Origin of the sequence: Streptomyces sp. NPDC020983 (assembly GCF_044333485.1) — a bacterium.
Lineage (GTDB): Bacteria > Actinomycetota > Actinomycetes > Streptomycetales > Streptomycetaceae > Actinacidiphila.
In genome coordinates this window covers 144174-165090 of record NZ_JBIRRA010000005.1, presented here as the reverse complement: position 1 = coordinate 165090, position 20917 = coordinate 144174, and the positions used below count along the sequence as shown (strand labels likewise).

Sequence of the window (20917 nt, the reverse complement as noted above, 5' to 3'; positions counted from 1 at the left end):
GCCATTCCGCCCATCGTCGGTGCCGGCACTCTTCCCGCTCACGATGAGGGGCATGCGCGTGCGCGATCGTAGTAATCCCCCGGACCGGATCGCCGTCATCGGCCTCGCCTGCAGACTCCCCGGTGCGCCCGACCCCGCCGCCTACTGGCGGCTGCTGGCCGGCGGCGTGGACGCCGTGGGGCCCACGCCGCCGGACCGCTGGACCGGCGACGGGCGCCCGGTGGACGGCGACGGCACCCGGTTCGGCGGCTTCCTGGGGCAGGTGGACGGCTTCGACCCGGAGTTCTTCGGCATCTCGCCGCGCGAGGCGGCCGCGATGGACCCGCAGCAGCGCCTCATGCTGGAGCTGGGCTGGGAGGTCATCGAGGACGCCGGCATCGCGGCCGGCGAGCTGGCGGGCACCGGCACCGGGGTCTTCGTCGGCGCGATCTGGGACGACTACGCCACGCTCAGCTGGCGCGACGGCCCGGACGCCGTCACCCCGCACACCGTGACCGGCTCGCACCGCAGCATCATCGCCAACCGCGTCTCCTACGCCCTGGGGCTGCACGGCCCCAGCCTGGCGGTCGACGCCGCGCAGTCCTCGTCGCTGGTCGCGGTGCACCTGGCGGTGCAGAGCCTGCGCCGGGGCGAGTCCCGGCTCGCGGTGGCGGCCGGGGTGAACCTCAACCTGATCCCGGAGAGCACCGTCGGCGCCGCCCGCTTCGGCGGACTCTCCCCGGACGGGCGCTGCTTCACCTTCGACGAGCGGGCCAACGGCTACGTGCGCGGCGAGGGCGGCGCGGCCGTGCTGCTCAAGCCGCTGGCGGACGCCCTCGCCGACGGGGACCGGGTCTACTGCGTGATCCGCGGCAGCGCGGTGAACAACGACGGAGCCACCGACGGCCTGACCGTGCCGAGCGTCCGGGCCCAGCACGAGGTCATCCGGCTGGCCCACGCGGACGCCGGGATCGACGCCGGGCAGGTGCAGTACGTCGAGCTGCACGGCACCGGCACCGCGGTCGGCGACCCGGTCGAGGCGGCGGCGCTCGGCGCCGCGATCGGCGCGGCACGGGCAGCGGACGAGCCGCTGCTCGTCGGCTCGGCGAAGACCAACATCGGCCACCTGGAGGGCGCGGCCGGTATCGCCGGCTTCGTCAAGGCGGCGCTGAGCATCGCCCACCGCGAGCTGCCGCCCAGCCTCAACTTCCGCCGCGCCAACCCGGCGATCCCGCTGGACGAGCTGGGCCTGCGGGTCCAGCAGGAGCACTCGCCCTGGCCGCGCCCCGAGCGGCCGCTGATCGCCGGGGTGAGCTCCTTCGGCATGGGCGGCACCAACTGCCACGTGGTGCTGGAGCAGGGCGCCCCGGCAGCGGCCGCCCCCGCCGCGCCGCCCGCCGGGGACCGGGCGCTGCCCTGGCTGCTGTCCGCGCGCGACGGCGCGGCCCTGCGCGAGCAGGCCCGGCGGCTGCGCGCGCACCTGACCGCCGAGCCGTCCGCGCCCGGCGGCCGGCTCGATCCGCCCGCCACCGACCTGGACATCGCCTTCTCGCTGGCCACCACCCGCTCCGCACTCCCCCACCGGGCCGCCGTGATCGGCGCCGGCCGGGACGAACTGCTCGCCGGGCTGCGGGCGCTGGAGCACGGCGAGCCGCTCGCGACGGTGCTGCGCGGACGCCCGCACGCCGCACCCGGCAAGCTGGCCTTCCTGTTCGCCGGCCAGGGCAGCCAGCGCGCCGCGACGGGCCGCGAACTGCACCGCGCCCACCCGGTGTTCGCCGCCGCCTTCGACGAGGTGTGCGCCGGGCTCGACGTCCACCTGGACCGGCCGCTGCGCGACGTGGTCTTCGCCGCCCCCGGCAGCCCGCAGGCGGCGCTGCTGGACGAGACCGGCTGGACCCAGCCCGCGCTGTTCGCCGTCGAGGTGGCCCTCCACCGGCTCGTCACGCACTGGGGTGTACGGCCGGACCTGCTGCTCGGGCACTCGATCGGCGAGCTGGCGGCCGCGCACGTGGCCGGGGTGCTGTCGCTGCCGGACGCCTGCGCGCTGGTGGCCGCCCGGGCACGCCTGATGCAGGAGCTTCCGCCGGGCGGTGCGATGGCCGCGCTGCAGGCGGGCGAGCAGGAGGCGCTGGAGCTGATCGCCGCTCACGGGCCGGAGCTGGACGTCGCCGCCGTCAACGGCCCGCGCGCCACCGTGGTCTCCGGGCCCGCGGAGGCGGTGGAGCGTGTCGTGCGCGCGGTGCGCGCGGGAGGCGGCAAGGCCACCCGGCTGCGGGTCAGCCACGCCTTCCACTCCGCGCTGATGGAACCGATGCTGGCCCGCTTCCGGGCGGTCGCCGAGCAGCTGCACTACTCCGAGCCGACACTGCCCGTCATCGCCAACCTGACCGGCGAGCCCGCCGCGCCCGGGCAGTTGAGCACCCCCGGCTACTGGGTCGAGCACGTCCGGCGGGCGGTGCGCTACGCCGACGGCGTCGGCGCGCTGCGCGCGCTGGGCGCCACCGCCTACCTGGAGCTGGGCCCCGGCCGGACGCTCACCGCCCTGGCCGAGCAGACGGCGCCGGACGGGACGGCGCTGGCCGCGCTGGGCCGCGACCTGCCCGAACCGCAGGCGCTGCTCGCCGCCGTCGCCGCCCTGCACACGCACGGCGTCCCCGTCGACTGGCGTACCGTGCTGGACGGCGGACGCCGTACCGCGCTGCCGTCCTACCCCTTCCAGCGCCGCCGCTACTGGCTCGGCGAGGAGCCCGTGCAGCCCGTGACCGGGGGGACGGACCCGGCGGACCCGGCGGACCCGGCGGACCTGGTCGCCGTCACCGTCGCCGCCGTGCTCGGCCACGACCCGTCGCAGGTGACCGGCGACCGCACCTTCCGGGACCTGGGCTTCGACTCACTGACCGCGGTGGAGTTCCGCGACCTGCTGTCGGCCGCCACCGGCCTGCGGCTGGGCACCGGACTGCTCTACGACCACCCGACGCCGGACGCGCTCGCCGCGCACCTGCGGACCCTCGGCGCCGACCCCTCGGCGGCCGGGCCCCCGCTCCCGGCCCGGAGGCCGGGCCGTCCGTCCGCCCCGGCGGATTCCGCGGCCGACCCGGTGGTGGTCGTCGGCATGGCCTGCCGCTACCCGGGCGGGGTGGACACCCCGGAGGACCTGTGGCGGCTCGTCATGGACGGCCGCGACGCGATCGGCCCCTTCCCCGAGGACCGCGGCTGGGACCTGGAGCGCCTGGTGCACCCGGACCGGCCGGGCAGCACCTACGTGGCGCTCGGCGGCTTCCTGGACGGCGCGGACCGCTTCGACCCGGAGTTCTTCGGCATCTCGCCGCGCGAGGCGGCCGCGATGGACCCGCAGCAGCGGCTGCTGCTGGAAACCTCCTGGGAGGCCCTGGAGCGGGCCGGGATCGACCCGCTCAGCACCCGCGGCAGCGGCGTCGGCGTCTTCGTCGGCACCACCGCGCAGGACTACGGTCCGCGGCTGGACGAACCCGCAGGCGGCTACGACGGCTACCTGCTCACCGGCAGCACCACCAGCGTGGCCTCCGGCCGGATCGCGTACGTGCTGGGCACCGAGGGCCCGGCGGTCACCGTGGACACCGCCTGCTCGTCCTCACTGGTCGCCCTGCACCTGGCGGTGGCCTCGCTGCGGCGCGGCGAGTGCGAGCTGGCGCTCGCCGGCGGGGCGACGGTCATGGCCACGCCCGGCATGTTCGTGGAGTTCAGCCGGCAGCGCGGGCTTGCCCCGGACGGCCGCTGCAAGGCGTTCGCCTCCACCGCGGACGGCACGGCGTGGGCGGAGGGCGTCGGCGTGGTCGCGGTCGAGCGGCTCTCCCGGGCCCGCGCGCTCGGGCACCCGGTGCTCGCCGTGCTGCGCGGCTCGGCGGTCAACTCCGACGGCGCCTCCAACGGCCTCACCGCGCCCAACGGCCCCTCCCAGCAGCGGGTGATCCGCGCCGCGCTGGCGGACGCCGGACTGGAGCCCGCCGAGGTGGACGCGGTCGAGGCGCACGGCACCGGCACCGCGCTCGGCGACCCGATCGAGGCGGAGGCGATCCTCGCCACCTACGGCCGCCGCGACCCGGCCGGCCCGCTGCTGCTCGGCTCGCTCAAGTCGAACATCGGGCACAGCCAGGCGGCGGCCGGCATCGGCGGCGTGATCAAGATGGTGCAGGCCATGCAGCACGGGGTGCTGCCGCGCACGCTGCACGTGGACCGCCCGACCCCGCACGTCGACTGGTCCGCCGGAACGGTCGCCCTGGTCACCGAGCAGCGCCCCTGGCCGGAGACCGGCCGCCCGCGCCGCTCGGCGGTCTCCTCCTTCGGGATCAGCGGCACCAACGCCCACGTCGTGCTCGAAGCGGCCCCCGCCGGGACCGGACCCGTACCGCCCGCCGGGCCGGACGGGGAACCGCGCATCGTCGCCTGGCCGCTGGCCGCCCGCACCGGGTCGGCGCTGCACGAGCACGCCGCCCGCCTGCTGGCCGCCACCACCGGCGCCGCGGAACCCGACCCCGCCGCGGTGGGCCGCGCGCTCGCGACCGCGCGGCCCGCTTTCGCCCACCGCGCCGTGGTGCTGGGCCGCGACCGCGCCGAACTCGCCGCCGGGCTCGGCGCCCTGAGCGGTGACACGCAGGCCGCGGGGCTGGTGCGCGGGACCGCGGGGCCGGGCCGGACCGCCTTCCTGTTCAGCGGCCAGGGCAGCCAGCGGGCCGGGATGGGCGGTGAACTGGAGCGCGCCTTCCCCGTCTTCCGCGCCGCGCTGGACGAGATCGCGGCGCACCTGGACGGCCCGCTGGGCAGGCCGCTGCGCGAGGTGCTGGCCGGCGGGCAGGAGCTGCTCGACCGCACCCGCTACACCCAGGCCGCGCTGTTCGCGTTCGAGGTGGCCGCCTTCCGGCTGGTCGAGCACTTCGGGCTGCGGCCGGACTTCCTCATCGGCCACTCCGTCGGAGAGCTCGCCGCCGCCCATGTGGCCGGGGTGCTGTCGCTGCCCGACGCGTGCACCCTGGTGGCCGCGCGCGGCCGGCTGATGCAGGCGGCGCAGGCCGGCGGCGCGATGTTCGCGATCGAGGCGACCGAGGAGGAGGTGCTCGGCGACCTCGGCGGAAAGCTGAGCCTGGCGGCCGTCAACGGGCCGCGCTCGGTGGTGGTCTCCGGGGACGCGGCGGCGGCCGGGGCCGCGGCCGAGCGGTGGCGGCAGGCCGGCCGGCGGGTGCGCCGGCTGCGGGTCAGCCACGCCTTCCACTCCCCGCACATGGACCCGGTGCTCGCGGAGTTCCGCGAGAGCGCCGCCGCCCTCACCTTCCACGCCCCGCGCATCCCGCTGGTCGGCAACGTCACCGGTGCCCCGGTGGGTGCCGAGGAGCTGGCCTCGCCCGACTACTGGGTGCACCAGCTGCGCGGCACCGTGCGGTTCGCCGACGGCATCGCCCACCTGGGCGCCCAGGGCGTGCGCACCTTCGTCGAACTCGGGCCGGACGGGACGCTGTCCGGCCTGGTCGGCCAGTGCCTGCCCGACCACGACGCGGCCGCCGTACCGGTGGTCCGCCGGGACCGCCCCGAGGCCGACGCGCTGCACACCGCGCTGGCCGTGGCGTACACCCGCGGCGCGCGCCTGGACTGGGCGGCGCTGCTGCCCGGTTCCGGCACCGCACCGGTGCCCACGTCGGTCTTCGAGCGCCGCCGCTTCTGGCTGGACGCGCCCCGCGGAACGCGCGGCGACGGGCACCCGCTGGTGGCCGCCCCGATCAGCCTGGCCTCCGGTGAGGGCACGGTGTTCAGCGGGCGGCTGTCCCGCCGCACCCACCCCTGGCTGGCCGACCACACCGTCGCGGACACCGTGCTGGTGCCCGCCACCGCGCTGCTGGAGCTGGCCGTGTACGCGGCCGGCCGGCTCGGCGCGGCCCGGGTCGCCGAACTGACGCTCCAGGCACCGCTGGTGCTGCCCGAGCAGGGCGAGGTGGAGATCCAGGTCCGGGCCGGCAACCCGGACGGCACCGGCCTGCGGCAGCTCACCGTGGACGCCCGCGGCGAGGACGCCGCGTGGACCCGGCACGCGGCCGCCCTGCTGGCGGACGACGCCCCCGAACCGCCCGCCGGCTTCACCGTCCCGGCCGACGCCGAACCGCTGGACCCGGACGAGCTCTACGACCGGCTCGCCGGTCTCGGCTACGCCTACGGCCCGGCCTTCCGCGGCGTGCGGGCCGCCTGGCGCCGCGCCGGCGAGCTGTACGCCGAGGTGGAGCTGGACGGCGCGCTGCGCTCCGGCGCCGACGCCTTCGTGCTGCACCCGGCGCTGCTGGACGCGGCGCTGCACCCGCTGGTCGGCGAGGGCGGCGAGCTGCGGGTCCCCTTCCAGCTCGCCGACGTCTCCTGGCGGGCCGGTGCGGAGGGCACGACCGGCGCCACCGCGCTCACGGTGCGCTGGAGCGGCGATTCCATGACCGCGGTCGACGCCGGGGGCACCCCGGTCGTCGCGATCGGCTCGCTCGGGCTGCGCCCGCTGCCCGGCGGCCGGTTCACGGCCGCGGCGGCGGGCGGCGAGGGCCGGGTGCTCGACTGGGTGGCCGCGCCCCCCGCCGGTCCGCCGGTCGAACCGGTCATGCTGGGCGACGCGGCCTCCCCGGACCCCGCGGCGCCCGCCGCCGCCGACTTCCGGGCGCCCGGCGCCGACGACCCGGTCGCCGCCGCCCACGCCGCCGCGGCCCGCGCCCTGGCTCTGATCCAGGAGTGGCTGGCGGCGGAGGGCGACGCCGTGCTGACCCTGGTCACCGGCACCGACCTGGCGAGCGCGCCGGTCCGCGGCCTGGTGCGTACCGCCCAGTCCGAACACCCGGGCCGTTTCCGGCTGGTCACCCTCGACCCGCGGGAGGAGGGTCCCGCCGATCCGGGCCAGGGTTCGGCGCTGGCCCGCGCGCTGGCGACCGGGGCACCGGAGACCGCGGTGTCCGGCGGCCGGATCCTGGTGCCCCGGCTGGTACGGGACGAGCGCGGCGGCCCCGGCGGCGACCGCCCCGCCGCACGGCCCCTGGACCCGTCCGGCACCGTGCTGGTCACCGGCGGCACCGGCGGGCTCGGCTCCCTGGTCGCCCGGCGCCTGGTGGCCGAGCACGGCGTGCGGCACCTGCTGCTGGCCGGACGGCGCGGCCCGGACGCCCCGGGTGCCGCCGAACTGGCCGCCGAGCTGGCCGGGTCGGGCGCCGAGGTGCGGCTCGCGGCGGCCGACACCGCCGATCCGGCGGCCGTCGCCGCGCTGCTGGCGTCGGTCGACCCCGCGCACCCGCTGACGGCCGTGGTGCACGCCGCCGGCGTCCTGGACGACGCCACCGTCACCCGCCTGACGCCGGGGCAGCTCGCCGCCGTCCTGCGCGCGAAGCTCGACGGCGCCTGGCACCTGCACCGGGCCACCCGCGACCTGGACCTGGCCGCCTTCGTCCTGTTCTCCTCGATCAGCGGCCTGGTCGGCACCCCGGGCCAGGCCAACTACGCCGCCGCCAACACCTTCCTGGACGCGCTCGCCGCCCACCGGCAGGACCTCGGCCTGCCCGCGACCTCGCTGGCCTGGGGGCTGTGGGAGACCGAGCACGGCATGGGCGGGCGGCTGGACGGCGCCGCGCGGGCACGCTGGCAGCGCTCCGGCATCCGCGCCCTGACCACCGGGCAGGGCCTCGCGCTGTTCGACGCCGCCCTCGGCGACGCCCGTCCGCTGCTGGTTCCGGCCGCGCTCGACCTGCCCGCGCTGCGCGCCGCCGCCCGCGAGGGCACCCTGCCGCCGCTTCTCGACCGGCTGGTCACCGTGCCCCCCGCGCCGGCGCGCAGGGCCGCCGCACCCGGTTCCTGGGCCGCCCGGGTCCGGGCGCTGCCCGAGCAGGAGCGCCCCGCCGCCGTGCTCGCCCAGGTGACGGCCGCGGCCGGCGCCGTGCTCGGGCACGACGGCGGCACCGCGATCGACGCGACACGGGCCTTCCGCGACCTCGGCTTCGACTCGCTGACCGCCGTCGAGCTGCGCAACAGGATCGCCACGAGCACCGGCCTGCGGCTGCCGGGCTCCGTCGTCTTCGACCACCCGACGCCCGAGGCACTGGCCGCCCACCTGCTGGCCACCGCCGTCGGCGCCGGGCGCGCCCCCGAGGAGCGGCCGGCCGCCGATCCGGACGAGCCGATCGCCGTCATCGGCCTGGCCTGCCGCTACCCGGGCGGCGTGGACACCCCGGAGGCCCTGTGGCGGCTGGTCGCCGACGGCGTGGACGCCGTCAGCGGCTTCCCGGTCAACCGCGGCTGGGACCTCGACGGCCTCTACGACCCCGACCCCGAGCGGACCGGCCGCTCCTACGCGCGGGAGGGCGGCTTCCTGCACGACGCCGACCTCTTCGACGCCGACTTCTTCGGGGTGAGCCCGCGCGAGGCCCATGCCATGGACCCGCAGCAGCGGCTGCTGCTGGAGACGGCCTGGGAGACCTTCGAGCGGGCCGGGATCGACCCGACGGCCCTGCGCGGCTCGCGCACCGGCGTCTTCGCCGGGGTGATGTACAACGACTACGGGGCCCGTCTGCAGACGGCTCCCGAGGGCTACGAGGGCTACCTGCTCACGGGCAACACCGCGAGCGTTCTGTCCGGCCGGATCGCGTACACCTACGGCCTGGAAGGGCCCGCGGTCACCGTCGACACGGCCTGCTCCTCCTCGCTGGTGGCGCTGCACCTGGCCGGCCAGTCGCTGCGCTCCGGAGAGTGCTCGCTGGCGCTCGCCGGCGGCGTGACCGTCATGGCCACGCCGAACACCTTCATCGAGTTCAGCCGGCAGCGCGGGCTCGCTCCGGACGGCCGCTGCAAGTCGTTCTCCGCCGACGCGGACGGCACCGGCTGGAGCGAGGGGGCCGGGCTGCTGCTGCTGGAACGGCTCTCCGACGCGCGCCGCAACGGCCACCCGGTGCTCGCCGTGGTCCGCGGCACCGCCGTCAACTCCGACGGCGCCTCCAACGGGCTCACCGCGCCCAACGGCCCCTCCCAGGAGCGGGTGATACGGTCCGCGCTCGCCGCCGCGGGCCTGGCCCCGGCCGACGTCGACGCGGTCGAGGCGCACGGCACCGGCACCCGGCTCGGCGACCCGATCGAGGCGCAGGCGCTGCTCAACACCTACGGCGCCGACCGCCCGGAGGGGCGGCAGCCGCTGTACCTCGGTTCCCTCAAGTCCAACATCGGGCACGCGCAGGCCGCGGCGGGCGTCGGCGGTGTGATCAAGATGGTGCAGGCGATGCGGCACGGCGTGCTGCCCCGCACGCTGCACCTGAACGAGCCGACCGGCGAGGTCGACTGGAGCTCCGGCGCGGTCAGCCTGCTCGCCGAGCAGCGCCCCTGGCCGGAGACCGGCCGGCCGCGGCGGGCCGCCGTCTCCTCCTTCGGCATCAGCGGCACCAACGCCCACGTCGTGCTGGAGCAGGGCGACGTGCGGCCGCCGGCCGCCGAGGAGCCGTCCGCCGTACTGCCCTGGACGCTCAGTGCCCGCACCGGCACCGCGCTGCGCGCCGCCGCCCGGCGGCTGCTCGGCGCCGACGCCGGCGCGGCCGACATCGGCCGCACCCTCGCCACCGGCCGCGCGCTGGACCAGGAGCGGGCCGTGATCGTCGGCGCCGACACCGTGGGCCTGCGGGCCGGTCTGGCCGCGCTCGCCGAGAGCGGCCGGGTGAGCGACCCGACGGTCGAGGTGGTACGCGGCAGCGCCGCCGCCCCGGGCCCGCTGGCCCTGCTGTTCACCGGCCAGGGCAGCCAGCGGGTGGGCGCGGGCAGCGAGCTGTACCGCGAGAACGCGGTGTTCCGGGAGGCCCTCGACGAGGTGTGCGCCGCGTTCGCACCGCACCTGGAGCGGCCGCTGCGCGAGGTGATGTTCACCGACCCGGCGGCGCTGGACCGTACCGACCTCACCCAGCCCGCGCTGTTCGCGCTGCAGGTGTCGCTCCACCGGCTGGCCGAACACCTCGGCCAGCGGCCGGACTTCGTGATCGGCCACTCCATCGGCGAACTGGCCGCCGCCCACGTGGCCGGGGTGTTCGACCTGCCGGACGCGGCCCGCCTGGTGGCCGCGCGCGGCCGGCTGATGCAGGCGGCACGCTCCGACGGCGCGATGCTCGCCGTCGCCGCGGACGCCGAGGCCGTCGCCGAGACCCTCGCGCCCTACCGGGACGCGGCCACCGTCGCCGCGGTGAACGGGCCGCTGGCGACCGTGGTGGCCGGTGACGAGGACGCGGTCGCCGCCGTCGAGGCCCACTGGCGCGAGCGCGGGCACAAGACCCGGCGGCTGCGCGTCAGCCACGCCTTCCACTCCCCGCACATGGACGGGGTGCTGGAGGAGTTCCGGGCGGTCGCGGCCGGGATCGGCTACGCGGCGCCGCGGATCCCCGTGGTCTCCAACGTGACGGGCGCGCCGGTCGGAGCCGACGAGCTCTGCTCACCCGGCTACTGGGCCGAGCACATCCGCCGCCCGGTGCGCTTCCTCGACGGCGTGCGCGCGCTCGCCGGCCTGGGCGTGCGCTCCTTCCTGGAACTCGGCCCGGACGGGGTGCTCAGCGCGCTGACCGCCGACTGCCTGCCCGAGCACGACATCCTCGCGGTGCCGCTGCTGCGCGGCGACCGCCCCGAGACGCACTCCGTGCTGACGGCCCTCGCGCACGCGCACGTACGCGGGCACACCGTGGCCTGGGAGCGCGCGGTGCCCGGCGGCCGCACCGTCGAACTGCCCGGCTACCCCTTCGAGCGGCGGCGCTTCTGGCTGCACCCGAACCGCTCGGCGGCCGGCACCGGCGGCCTCGGACTCGGCGAGGCCGGGCACCCGCTGCTGGGCGCCCGCGTCGACCTGGCCGACCGGGACGGCCTGCTGCTCACCGCCCGGCTGTCCGCCACCGCCCAGCCCTGGCTGGCCGACCACGCCGTGGGCGCCTCCGTGCTGCTGCCCGGTACCGCGCTGCTGGAGCTGGCGGCCCACGCCGGGGCACGCGCGGGCACCCCGGCGGTCGCCGAGCTGACCTTCCACGCGCCGCTCGTCCTTCCCGCCGGCGCCCCCCGCCAGGTGCAGGTCAGCGTGGGCGAGGAGAGCGGCGGCAGCCGCCCGGTGGCGATCCACTCCCGGGCGCTGGACGGCACCGGATGGACCCGGCACGCGGCCGGCACCCTGGCCGCCGAGACCGTCGGGCCGGAGCCGCTCGCGCTGCCCCCGCAGGCCGTCCCGCTCGACCTGACCGGTGTCTACGAGGAGCTGGCCGGACGCGGCTACCGCTACGGCCCGGCCTTCCGCGGGCTGCGCGAGGCGTGGCAGCACGGCGAGGACCGCTGGGTGCGCGTCGGGCTGGCGCCCGAACTGCACGAGGACGCGGCCCGCTTCGCGCTGCACCCCGCGCTGCTGGACGCCGCGCTCCACGTGGCGGCCTGGCAGTCCCCGCAGGACGGCACCGTACGGCTGCCGTTCTCCGTCTCCGGCGCGCACGTCCACGCGCCCGGCGCCACCGAGCTGCTGGTACGGCTGCGGCCGGCCGGTAGCGGCACCTGGACGCTGCACGCCGCCGACGGCGCCGGGCGGCCGGTCGCGACCGTGGAGTCGCTCGTCCTGCGCCCGGTACCGGCCGGCGGCCTCGCGGTCGCCACCGACCCGCTCTACGAGCTGAGCTGGGTGGACGTCGGCGGCACGGAGGCGGCGGACGCCGGCGGCTTCACCGTGCACCAGGTGCCCCCGGCGGCCGGTCCGGCCCCGGCGGCGGCCCGCGCCGCGGTGCTCGGCACACTGGCCGCGCTGCGCGCGCACCTGGCGGACGAGACCGGCGGCACCCGCCTCGTGGTCCGCACCGCCCAGGCCTTCGCGGACACGGAGGCCGGGCTCGCCGACGCCGCCGTCTGGGGCCTGGTGCGCACCGCGCAGCAGGAGCACCCCGGCCGCTTCGTGCTGCTCGACGGCGCGGGCGAAGGCCAGGTGGCCGCCGCGGCCGCCACCGGCGAGCCGGAGATCGCGGTGACCGGCGGGGTGCTGCGCGCGCCGCGGCTCACCCGGAGGGACGCCCCGGACGGACCCGCCTGGGCACCGGACCCGGACGCCGCCGTGCTGATCACCGGCGGCACCGGACTGCTCGGCCGCCTGGTCGCCCGGCACCTGGTGACCGCGCACGGCGTACGCCGCCTGGTGCTGACCGGCCGCCGGGGCCCGCAGGCGCCTGGGGCAGAGGAGCTGGCCGGTGAACTGACCGCGCTGGGAGCCGAGGTGACGGTGGCCGCGTGCGACGTGGCCGACCGCCGGTCGCTCGCCGCGCTGCTGGGGACGGTGCCGCGGCTCGGCCTGGTCGTCCACGCCGCGGGCGTGCTCGCCGACGCCTCGCTGGCCTCGCTGACGCCGGAGCAGCTGGACACCGTGCTGCGGCCCAAGGCCGAGGCCGCCTGGCTGCTGCACGAGCTGGCCGGGCCGGTCCCGCTGGTGCTGTTCTCCTCGGTCACCGGAACGGTGGGCACCCCGGGACAGGCCAACTACGCCGCCGCGAACGCCTTCCTGGACGCGCTGGCCGGCTTCCGCCAGGCACGGGGGCTGCCCGCCGTGTCGCTGGCCTGGGGCCTGTGGGCGGACGAGGCGGGGATGGCCGGCAGCCTCGGCGCGGCGGACCTGGCGCGGCTGGGCCGGGCCGGAATCGCCCCGATGACCGCCGGGAGCGGCCTGGCACTGCTGGACGCCGCGCTGGCGGCCGGACTCGGGCACAAGCCCGGGGAGGGGCGGCCCGTGCTCGTCCCCGCCCGGCTCGACCTGGCCGCGCTGCGCGCCCTGGGGCAGGAGCTGCCCCCGCGCTTCACCGCCCTGCTGCCCGCCGCCCCCCGGGCGGCGCGCGGCGCCCCGGGGACGGCCGGGCCCGCGGCGCTCGCCGAGGAACTGGCCGGGCTCGGCGACCGGGCACGGGAGCAGCGGGTGCTCGACCTGGTGCGCACCCACGTGGCCGAGGTGCTCGGACACGCCAGGCCGCAGACCGTCGACCCCGAACGCGGCCTGCTGGACATGGGGTTCGACTCCCTCACCGCGGTCGACCTCCGCAACCGGCTGACCGCGGCGACCGGGCTGCGGCTGCCCACCACGCTGGTCTTCGACCACCCCACCGTCGCCGCACTGGCCGGGCACCTGCTGGCCGCCCTCGTACCCGACGACACCGAACGGGCGCTGGCACAGGTGGAGTCGCTGCGCGAGCTGCTGGCGGGCCTGGACGCCGAGGCCTACCGGACGGTGGCCGGGCGGCTGCGCGAGGCACTGCCCGGCTGGTCCGGGCCCGGGCGGGGCGACGGCGGGCCCGACCCCGCCGACGACCTCGGCCAGGCCACCGACGAGGAGCTCTTCGAGGCCCTCGACAGCGAACTCGGTGACACCCAAGCGGCGCCTTAGACCGGCCTCAGCCGGGCCCAGCACGATCGGAGCAGACCTCCCGGTGCACCCCGGGCGCACCCCGGACAACCCATCCACGAACCCCCTTTCGGACATGGCGGAGGCGTCGACCAGGTGAACGATGTCGAGGAACTCAGGGAGTTCGCGCTCGTCCACGCGCGTACCCAGCAGATACCCCCCGTGCGGTACACCGAGGTGCTGCACCGCATCACCCACGACGGCGACGGCGACGGCTCCTGGGTCGGCGAGTGGAGCGCGGCGGCCGCGGCCACCGCGGCCGGGGGCGACCTGCTCACCGCCTCCCGGCTCTACACCATGGCCCGCTTCCCCTACGTGGACGGCGAGCCGCGGCAGCGGGCGCAGGACGAGGCCCGGGCCGTCTTCGAGCGCTGGCGCACCGAGAACGCCCCCGAGCTGCGGCCGCTGACCGTGCAGTCGCCGGACGGGCCGGTGCACGCGTTCAGCACCGGCGGCCCCGCCGACCGCGGCCGTCCTTTCGTGATCCTCATGGGCGGCATCATCAGCACCAAGGAGCAGTGGGCACCCACCCTGCTGCGGCTGGGCCGGCTCGGCATCCGGGGCGTGGTGACCGAGCTGCCGGGCATCTCCACCGGCCGCTACCGGCCGGACAGCTGGCAGCTGCTGCCGCAGCTGCTGGACGCCGTCGCCGACCGGGCCGACACCCGCCGCACGTACGCGATGACCATGAGTTTCAGCGGCCAGCTGGGGCTGCGCGCGGCCCTGGCGGACCGCCGGATCAAGGGCGTCGCGACCGTCGGGGCGCCCCTGCACCACGCCTTCACCGACACCGCCTGGCAGCAGCGCAGCTGGCCGCGCATCACGGTGGACACCCTCGCCCACCTGACCGGGACCGACGCCGCGAAGGTCGGCGCCCACCTCGCCGACTGGGCGCTCACGCCGGAGCAGCTGGCCGCCGTGGACGTGCCGGTGGCGTACGTGGCCAGCCGGCGCGACGAGGTGATCCCGGCCGAGGACATCAACCTCCTGCGCCGCCAGGTACGGGCGCTGGAGCTGCTGGAGTTCGACGACGTGCACGCCTCGCCCCGGCACGTCGGGGTGACGGCGCCCTGGCTGGCCGGCGCCGTGCTGCGCATGCACGGCGCGCCACCGCCCCAGCGGCTCGTGCTGCGCGCGGTGGTCGCGGCGCAGCGGGCGAAGGCCGCACTGGAACGGAGGACGCGATGACCGCCACCGAGGACAAGCTGCGCGACTACCTCAGGCGCGCCACCACCGACCTGCGCACCGCCAACCGGCGGGTGGCCGAACTGGACGCCCGCGGGCGGGAGCCCATCGCGATCGTCGCGATGGCCTGCCGCTACCCCGGCGGGGTGCGCGGCCCGGAAGACCTGTGGCAGCTGGTGGCCGAGGGACGCGACGCGATCGGCGGCTTCCCGCAGGACCGCGGCTGGGACTTCGAGCGGCTGCACGGCGCGGACCCGGAGCAGCCGGGCACCAGCCACACCCGGTACGGCGGCTTCCTGGACGGCGCCGACCGCTTCGACGCCGAGTTCTTCGGGATCTCACCGCGCGAGGCGCTGGCCGTCGACCCGCAGCACCGGCTGCTGCTGACGCTCGCGTGGGAGGCCGTCGAGCGGGCCCGGATCGACCCGCTGTCGCTGCGCGGGTCGAGCACCGGGGTGTTCACCGGCGTCATGTACGACGACTACGCCTCCCGGCTGCTGCCGCAGGCGCCCGACGGTTTCGAGGGCTACCTGGTGACCGGCAGCGCGCCGAGCGTGGCCTCGGGGCGGGTCGCCTACACCCTGGGGCTGGAGGGGCCCGCGGTCACCGTCGACACGGCGTGCTCGTCCTCGCTGGTCGCCGTCCACCTGGCGGCGCAGGCGCTGCGGGCGGGCGAGTGCTCGCTGGCGCTGGCCGGCGGGGTGACGGTGATGGCCACCCCCAACACCTTCGTGGAGTTCAGCCGCCAGCGCGGCCTGGCGGCGGACGGCCGGTGCAAGTCCTTCGCCGCCGCCGCCGACGGCACCGGCTGGGGCGAGGGCGCGGGACTGCTGGTGCTGGAGCGCGTGTCCGACGCGCGCCGCAACGGCCACCCGGTGCTCGCCGTGCTGACCGGCTCCGCGGTCAACTCCGACGGGGCCAGCAGCCAGCTGACGGCGCCCAACGGCCCCTCCCAGGAGCGGGTGATCCGCGCGGCGCTCGCCGCGGCGCGGCTGGGCCCTGCGGACGTCGACGCGGTCGAGGCGCACGGCACCGGCACGTCGCTCGGCGACCCCATCGAGGCGCAGGCCCTGCTCAACACCTACGGCGCCGACCGCCCGCACGGGCGGCCGCTGCACCTGGGCTCCCTCAAGTCGAACATCGGCCACACCCAGGCGGCGGCCGGGGTCGCGGGCATCATCAAGATGGTCCAGGCGATCCGGCACGGCGCGCTGCCGCGCACCCTGCACGTGGACCGGCCGACCCCCAAGGTGGACTGGTCCGCGGGCGCGGTCGAGCTGCTCGTCGAGCACACCGCCTGGCCGCAGTCGGGCCGGCCGCGCCGGGCGGGCGTCTCCTCCTTCGGCATCAGCGGCACGAACGCGCACGTCATCGTGGAGAGTGCCGAGGCCCCGGCGCCGGACCGGACCGCCGCCGCCCCGCGGCCCGCGCCCGCGGCGGTGCCGCTGACGCTGTCCGGGCGCACCGAGGCCGCGGTGCGTGCCCGCGCCCGGGCGCTGCACGCCCACCTCGTACAGCACCCCGACGCCGACCCGGCCGACGTCGCCTTCTCGCTGGCCACCACCCGCTCGGCCTTCGCGCACCGCGCGGTCGTCTCCGGCGCCGGACCGGCCGAACTGCTCCAGGGCCTGGACGAGCTGGCCCGGGGCACGTCCCCGCTGCCGCCGCCCGCCACCGCGGGCGGCCGTACGGTCTTCGTCTTCCCCGGCCAGGGCTCCCAGTGGGCGGGGATGGCGGCCGAGCTGATGGCGGGCAACGAGGTCTTCCGTGCCCGCATGCTGGAGTGCGCCGAGGCGCTCGCCCCGTACCTGGACGTGCCGCTGACGGACGTGGTGACCGGCGCCGCCGGCGGCGACCTGCTGGAGCGGGTGGACGTCGTGCAGCCCGCCCTCTTCGCCATGATGGTGAGCCTCGCCGCCGTGTGGGAGGCGGCCGGGGTACGGCCGGACGCCGTGGTCGGCCACTCGCAGGGCGAGATCGCCGCGGCCTGCGTGGCCGGTGCGCTGTCGCTGGACGACGCCGCACGGGTGGTGGCCCTGCGCAGCAGGGCGCTGACCGCGCTCGCCGGGCAGGGCGGCATGGTCTCGCTGGCCCTGGGCCGCGCGGACGCAGCCGAGCTGATCGCGCCGTGGGGCGAGCAGCTGTCCGTCGCCGCCGCCAACGGCCCCGGCTCGACCGTGGTCTCCGGCACCCCCGACGCGCTCCAGGCGCTGCTGGACACCGCCGTCCGGGGCGGGGCCCGGGCCCGGCGGATCCCGGTGGACTACGCCTCGCACTCGCCCCAGGTCGCCGCCATCGAGAGCGAGCTGACCGCCGCCCTCGCCCCGATCCGGCCGCGGGCGGCCGCGACGGCCTTCTACTCCACCGTCACCGCCCAGCCGTACGCGACAGCCGGCCTGGACGCCGGCTACTGGTACCGCAACCTGCGCAACCCGGTGGAACTGGAAGCCACCGTGCGCGTCCTTCTCGACGCGGGCCACACCACCTTCGTGGAGGTCAGCCCGCACCCGGTGCTCACGCTCGGAATCGAGCAGACCGTGGACGGCACCGAGCACCCGGCCGCCGTCGTCCCCACCCTGCGCCGCGACCACGGCGGCCCGCGCGAGCTGCACGCCGCCTTCGGCCGGGCCTGGCAGCAGGGCGTGGCCGTGGACTGGGTGGCCGCCCTCGGCCGCCCGGACGCCCGCACCACCGACCTGCCCACCTACCCCTTCGACGAGCGCTCCTACTGGCTGGAGCCGGCCGCGGGCCGCGCCGCGGGCGACCTGACCGCGGCCGGGCTGCGCCGCGCCGGCCACCCGCTGCTGGGCGCCGCCGTGCCGCTCGCCGGCGCCGACACCGCCGTCTTCACCGGCAGCCTCGGCACCGCGGCCCATCCCTGGCTGGCCGACCACCAGGTGCTGGGCTCGGTGCTGCTGCCGGGCGCCGCCTTCGTCGACCTGGCGCTGCACGCGGCGGAGGCCGGCCAGGAGCTGGCCGAACTGACCCTGGAGGCACCGCTCGTCCTGCCCGCCGGAACCACCGTCGACGTGCAGGTGATCCGCTCCGGGAGCGCCGTGTCGGTGCACTCCCGGCAGGGTGACGATCCGTGGACCCGGCACGCCTCCGGCCGGTTCGACACCGCCGGCGGCGCCCCCGACGGCCCGCCGCCCGCGCTCGCGGGCGAGGCGGTGGACGGCGCCGCGCTCTACGCCTCGCTGGCCGAGCGCGGCTACCACTACGGCCCCGCCTTCCGCGGCCTGCGCGCCGCCCGGCACGACGGCCTGGCCGCCCGCGCCGAGGTCGAGGTGGCGGACGCCGACCCCGGCTTCGCGCTGCACCCGGCGCTGCTGGACGCGGCCCTGCACGCCGCCTCACTGGTGCTCGCCCGGCCGGCCGAGGGCACCGTGCTGGTGCCGTTCGCCTGGCGCGGGGTGCGGGTGCACCGGCCGGGTGCGTCCGCGGCGCAGGTGCACGTGCAGGCCACCGAGGCGGACACCGTCGCCCTGCGGCTGACCGACGCCGCGGGCGCGCCGGTGGCCACCGTGGACGCGGTGACGCTGCGGCCGCTGGCCCTGGCGGATCTGGCCGCCGCCGGCTCCGCGGCGCTCTTCGGCCTGGAGTGGCAGCCCGTCGCGGACCCGGCCCCGCTGCGCTTCGCGGTGCTCGGCACCGACCCGTGGGGGACCGGAGCGCCGGTGGTGGCCGGTCCGGCCGCCGCGGCCGCGCTCCCCGAGGCGGTCGAGGCGCTGCTCGTGCCCGTGGTGCCCGCGGCCGCACCCGGCGCGGCCGCCGCCAAGGCGTCGGTGACCGAGGCACTGCGCCTGGTCGGCGCCGTCCTGGACGGCGAACTGCCGGACGGCGTCCGGGTGGTCTTCGTGACGGAGAACGCGGTGGCCACCCACCCCGGCCACGCGCTCGCGGGCCTTGCCGCCGCGCCCGTCTGGGGACTGGTGCGCAGCGCCAGGAGCGAGCACCCCGAGCGCTTCGGCCTGCTCGACCTGGACGGCCGCAGCGCCCCGCTCGCCTCGGCCGAACCCGAACTCGCGCTGCGGGAGGGCGTCGCGTACTCCCCCGTCCTGGCGAAACTCACCGCCGGCGACGCCCTCGTCCCGCCCGACCCGCAGCGGCCCTGGCAGCTCGGCTACACCGGTGCCGGGGCGGTCGACGCCGTCGAACTGACCGCCAACGAGGCGGCGCTCGCCCCGCTGGCGGACGGCCAGGTGCGGGTGGCCGTGCACGCGGCGGGCCTGAACTTCCGCGAGGTGGTGCTCGCCCTGGACATGGTGCGCGGCGACCACCGGCCGCCGGCCTGCGAGGGCGCGGGGGTGATCGTCGAGGTCGGCCCGGGGGTCACCGGACTCGCCGTCGGCGACCGGGTGATGGGACTGCTGAGCCACGGCGCCGGCCCGCTGTCGGTGGCCGAGCACCGGCTGCTCGCCCGGATGCCGGACGGCATCAGCTACGCCGAGGGCGCCACCGTGCCGGTGGTCTTCCTCACCGCCTACTACGGCCTGGCCGAGATCGCCGGGGTGACGCGGGGCCAGTCGCTGCTGCTGCACGCGGCCACCGGCGGCGTCGGCATGGCCGCGCTGCAACTGGCCCGCGCCTGGGGACTGACCGTCTTCGGCACCGCCAGCCGCCCCAAGTGGGACGCGCTGCGGGCGCTCGGGCTGCCCGAGGAGCGGATCGCCTCCTCGCGCGACCTCGACTTCGCGCGGCGCTTCGCCGGGGAGCGCATCGACGTGGTGCTCAACTCGCTCGCGGGCGAGTTCGTCGACGCCTCGCTGCGGCTGCTGGCGCCCGGCGGCCACTTCGTCGAGATGGGCAAGACCGACATCCGCGAGCCCGGGCAGGTGGCGGCGATCCGCCCCGACGTCCACTACCGGGCCTACGACGTCACCGACCAGGGCCCCGACCACGTACGCGGCATGTTCGCCGCGCTGGCGCCGATGTTCGAGCGCGGCGAGCTGGCCCCGCTGCCGGTCACCGCGTGGGACGTGCGGCGGGCCAGGGAGGCGTTCCGCCACCTGGGCCAGGCCCGGCACACCGGCAAGATCGTGCTGACAGTGCCGCGCCCGCTCGACCCGCAGGGCACGGTGCTGATCACCGGCGGCACCGGCATGCTCGGCCGCCACCTGGCCCGGCACCTGGCGGCCGAGCACGGTGTGCGGCACCTGCTGCTGCTCAGCCGCTCGGGCGCGCGCCCCGCCGAAGCCGACGAGCTGGGCGAGCGGTTCGGCGCCACCGTCACGGTGGCCGCGTGCGACGCGGCCGACCGGCAGGCGCTCGCGGCGGTGCTGGCGGCCGTCCCGGCCGAGCACCCGCTGACCGCGGTGGTGCACGCGGCCGGGGTGATCGACGACGGGCCGGTGGCCGCCCTCACCCCCGAACGGCTGGACGCCGTGCTGCGGCCGAAGATCGACGCGGCCTGGAACCTGCACGAGCTGACCGCGGGCAGCGACCTGGCCGCCTTCGTCCTCTTCTCCTCGCTGGCCGGGGTGCTCGGCAACGCCGGGCAGGCCGGCTACGCGGCCGCCAACACGTACCTGGACGCGCTCGCCCAGCACCGGCGTTCGCGCGGCCTGCCCGGCGTCTCCGTCGCCTGGAGCCTGTGGGCCGAGGCGAGCGCGATGACCGGCCACCTCGGGGAGCGCGACCTCGGCCGGCTGGCCCGGCAGGGGATCGTCCCGCTGGCCACGCAGGAGGGCCTGCGGCTCTTCGACGCGGCGATCGGCTCCTCCCGTGCCCAGGTCGCGGCCGCCGTGCTCGCCCCCGGCGGAGACCCGGAGCACCTGCCGCCGGTGCTGCGCGCGCTGGCCGCCGGCGCCCCGCGCCCGGCACGGGCGGACGAGCCCGGGCAGGGGTGGGCGCAGCAGCTGGCCGCCGCCACCGGGGCGGCCCGGCTGCCGCTGCTGCTGGGCCTGGTCCAGCAGCAGGTGGCGGCGGTGCTCGGGCACGGCGACCCGGGCGCGGTGCGGCCGGACGACGCCTTCAAGGAGATCGGCTTCGACTCGCTGACCGCCGTCGAGCTGCGCAACCGGCTGGCGCGGGCCACCGGCCTGCGGCTGCCCGCCACCCTCGTCTTCGACCACCCCACCGCCCGCCGGCTGGCAGAGCAGCTGAACTCCGCGCTGGGCGAGCAGCAGTCCCCCGAGCCGCAGGAGCCCGGGGTGCTGGCCGAGCTGGACCGGCTGGAATCCGCGCTCGGCGCGCTCGACGCGCAGCTCACCGACCAGGTGACCGAGCGGCTGACGGCCCTGCTGGCGGGCCTGCGCGGCACGGGCGGCGGCCCCGTCAGCCTGGACGGCGCCAGCGACGACGAGATCTTCGAGTTCATCGACAACGAGCTGTAAGGAC

3 protein-coding genes are annotated in these 20917 nt (G+C 77.6%); all 3 read left to right on the top strand.

Going from position 1 to position 20917, the window contains the following annotated elements; all coding sequences use genetic code 11:
* Positions 1-52: 52 nt before the first annotated feature.
* Complete coding sequence (locus tag ACH4SE_RS12435; protein WP_398543304.1) at positions 53-13375, top strand: SDR family NAD(P)-dependent oxidoreductase; 13323 nt, start codon at positions 53-55, stop codon at positions 13373-13375.
* A 114-nt stretch (positions 13376-13489) separates the two neighbouring features.
* Positions 13490-14581, top strand: coding sequence for an alpha/beta hydrolase (locus ACH4SE_RS12430; protein ID WP_398543303.1), 1092 nt, complete (start codon positions 13490-13492; stop codon positions 14579-14581).
* Positions 14578-20913 (top strand): SDR family NAD(P)-dependent oxidoreductase, encoded by a 6336-nt coding sequence (locus tag ACH4SE_RS12425; RefSeq protein ID WP_398543302.1) that lies wholly within the window; start codon positions 14578-14580, stop codon positions 20911-20913. Before ACH4SE_RS12430 ends, ACH4SE_RS12425 begins: the two co-directional genes overlap by 4 nt.
* Positions 20914-20917: the final 4 nt, after the last annotated feature.

Excerpts from the sequence above, each read along its gene's own strand:
- ACH4SE_RS12435 (WP_398543304.1), top strand. The coding sequence starts at position 53 with ATGCGCGTGCGCGATCGTAGTAATCCCCCGGACCGGATCGCCGTCATC.
- ACH4SE_RS12425 (WP_398543302.1), top strand. The coding sequence starts at position 14,578 with ATGACCGCCACCGAGGACAAGCTGCGCGACTACCTCAGGCGCGCCACC.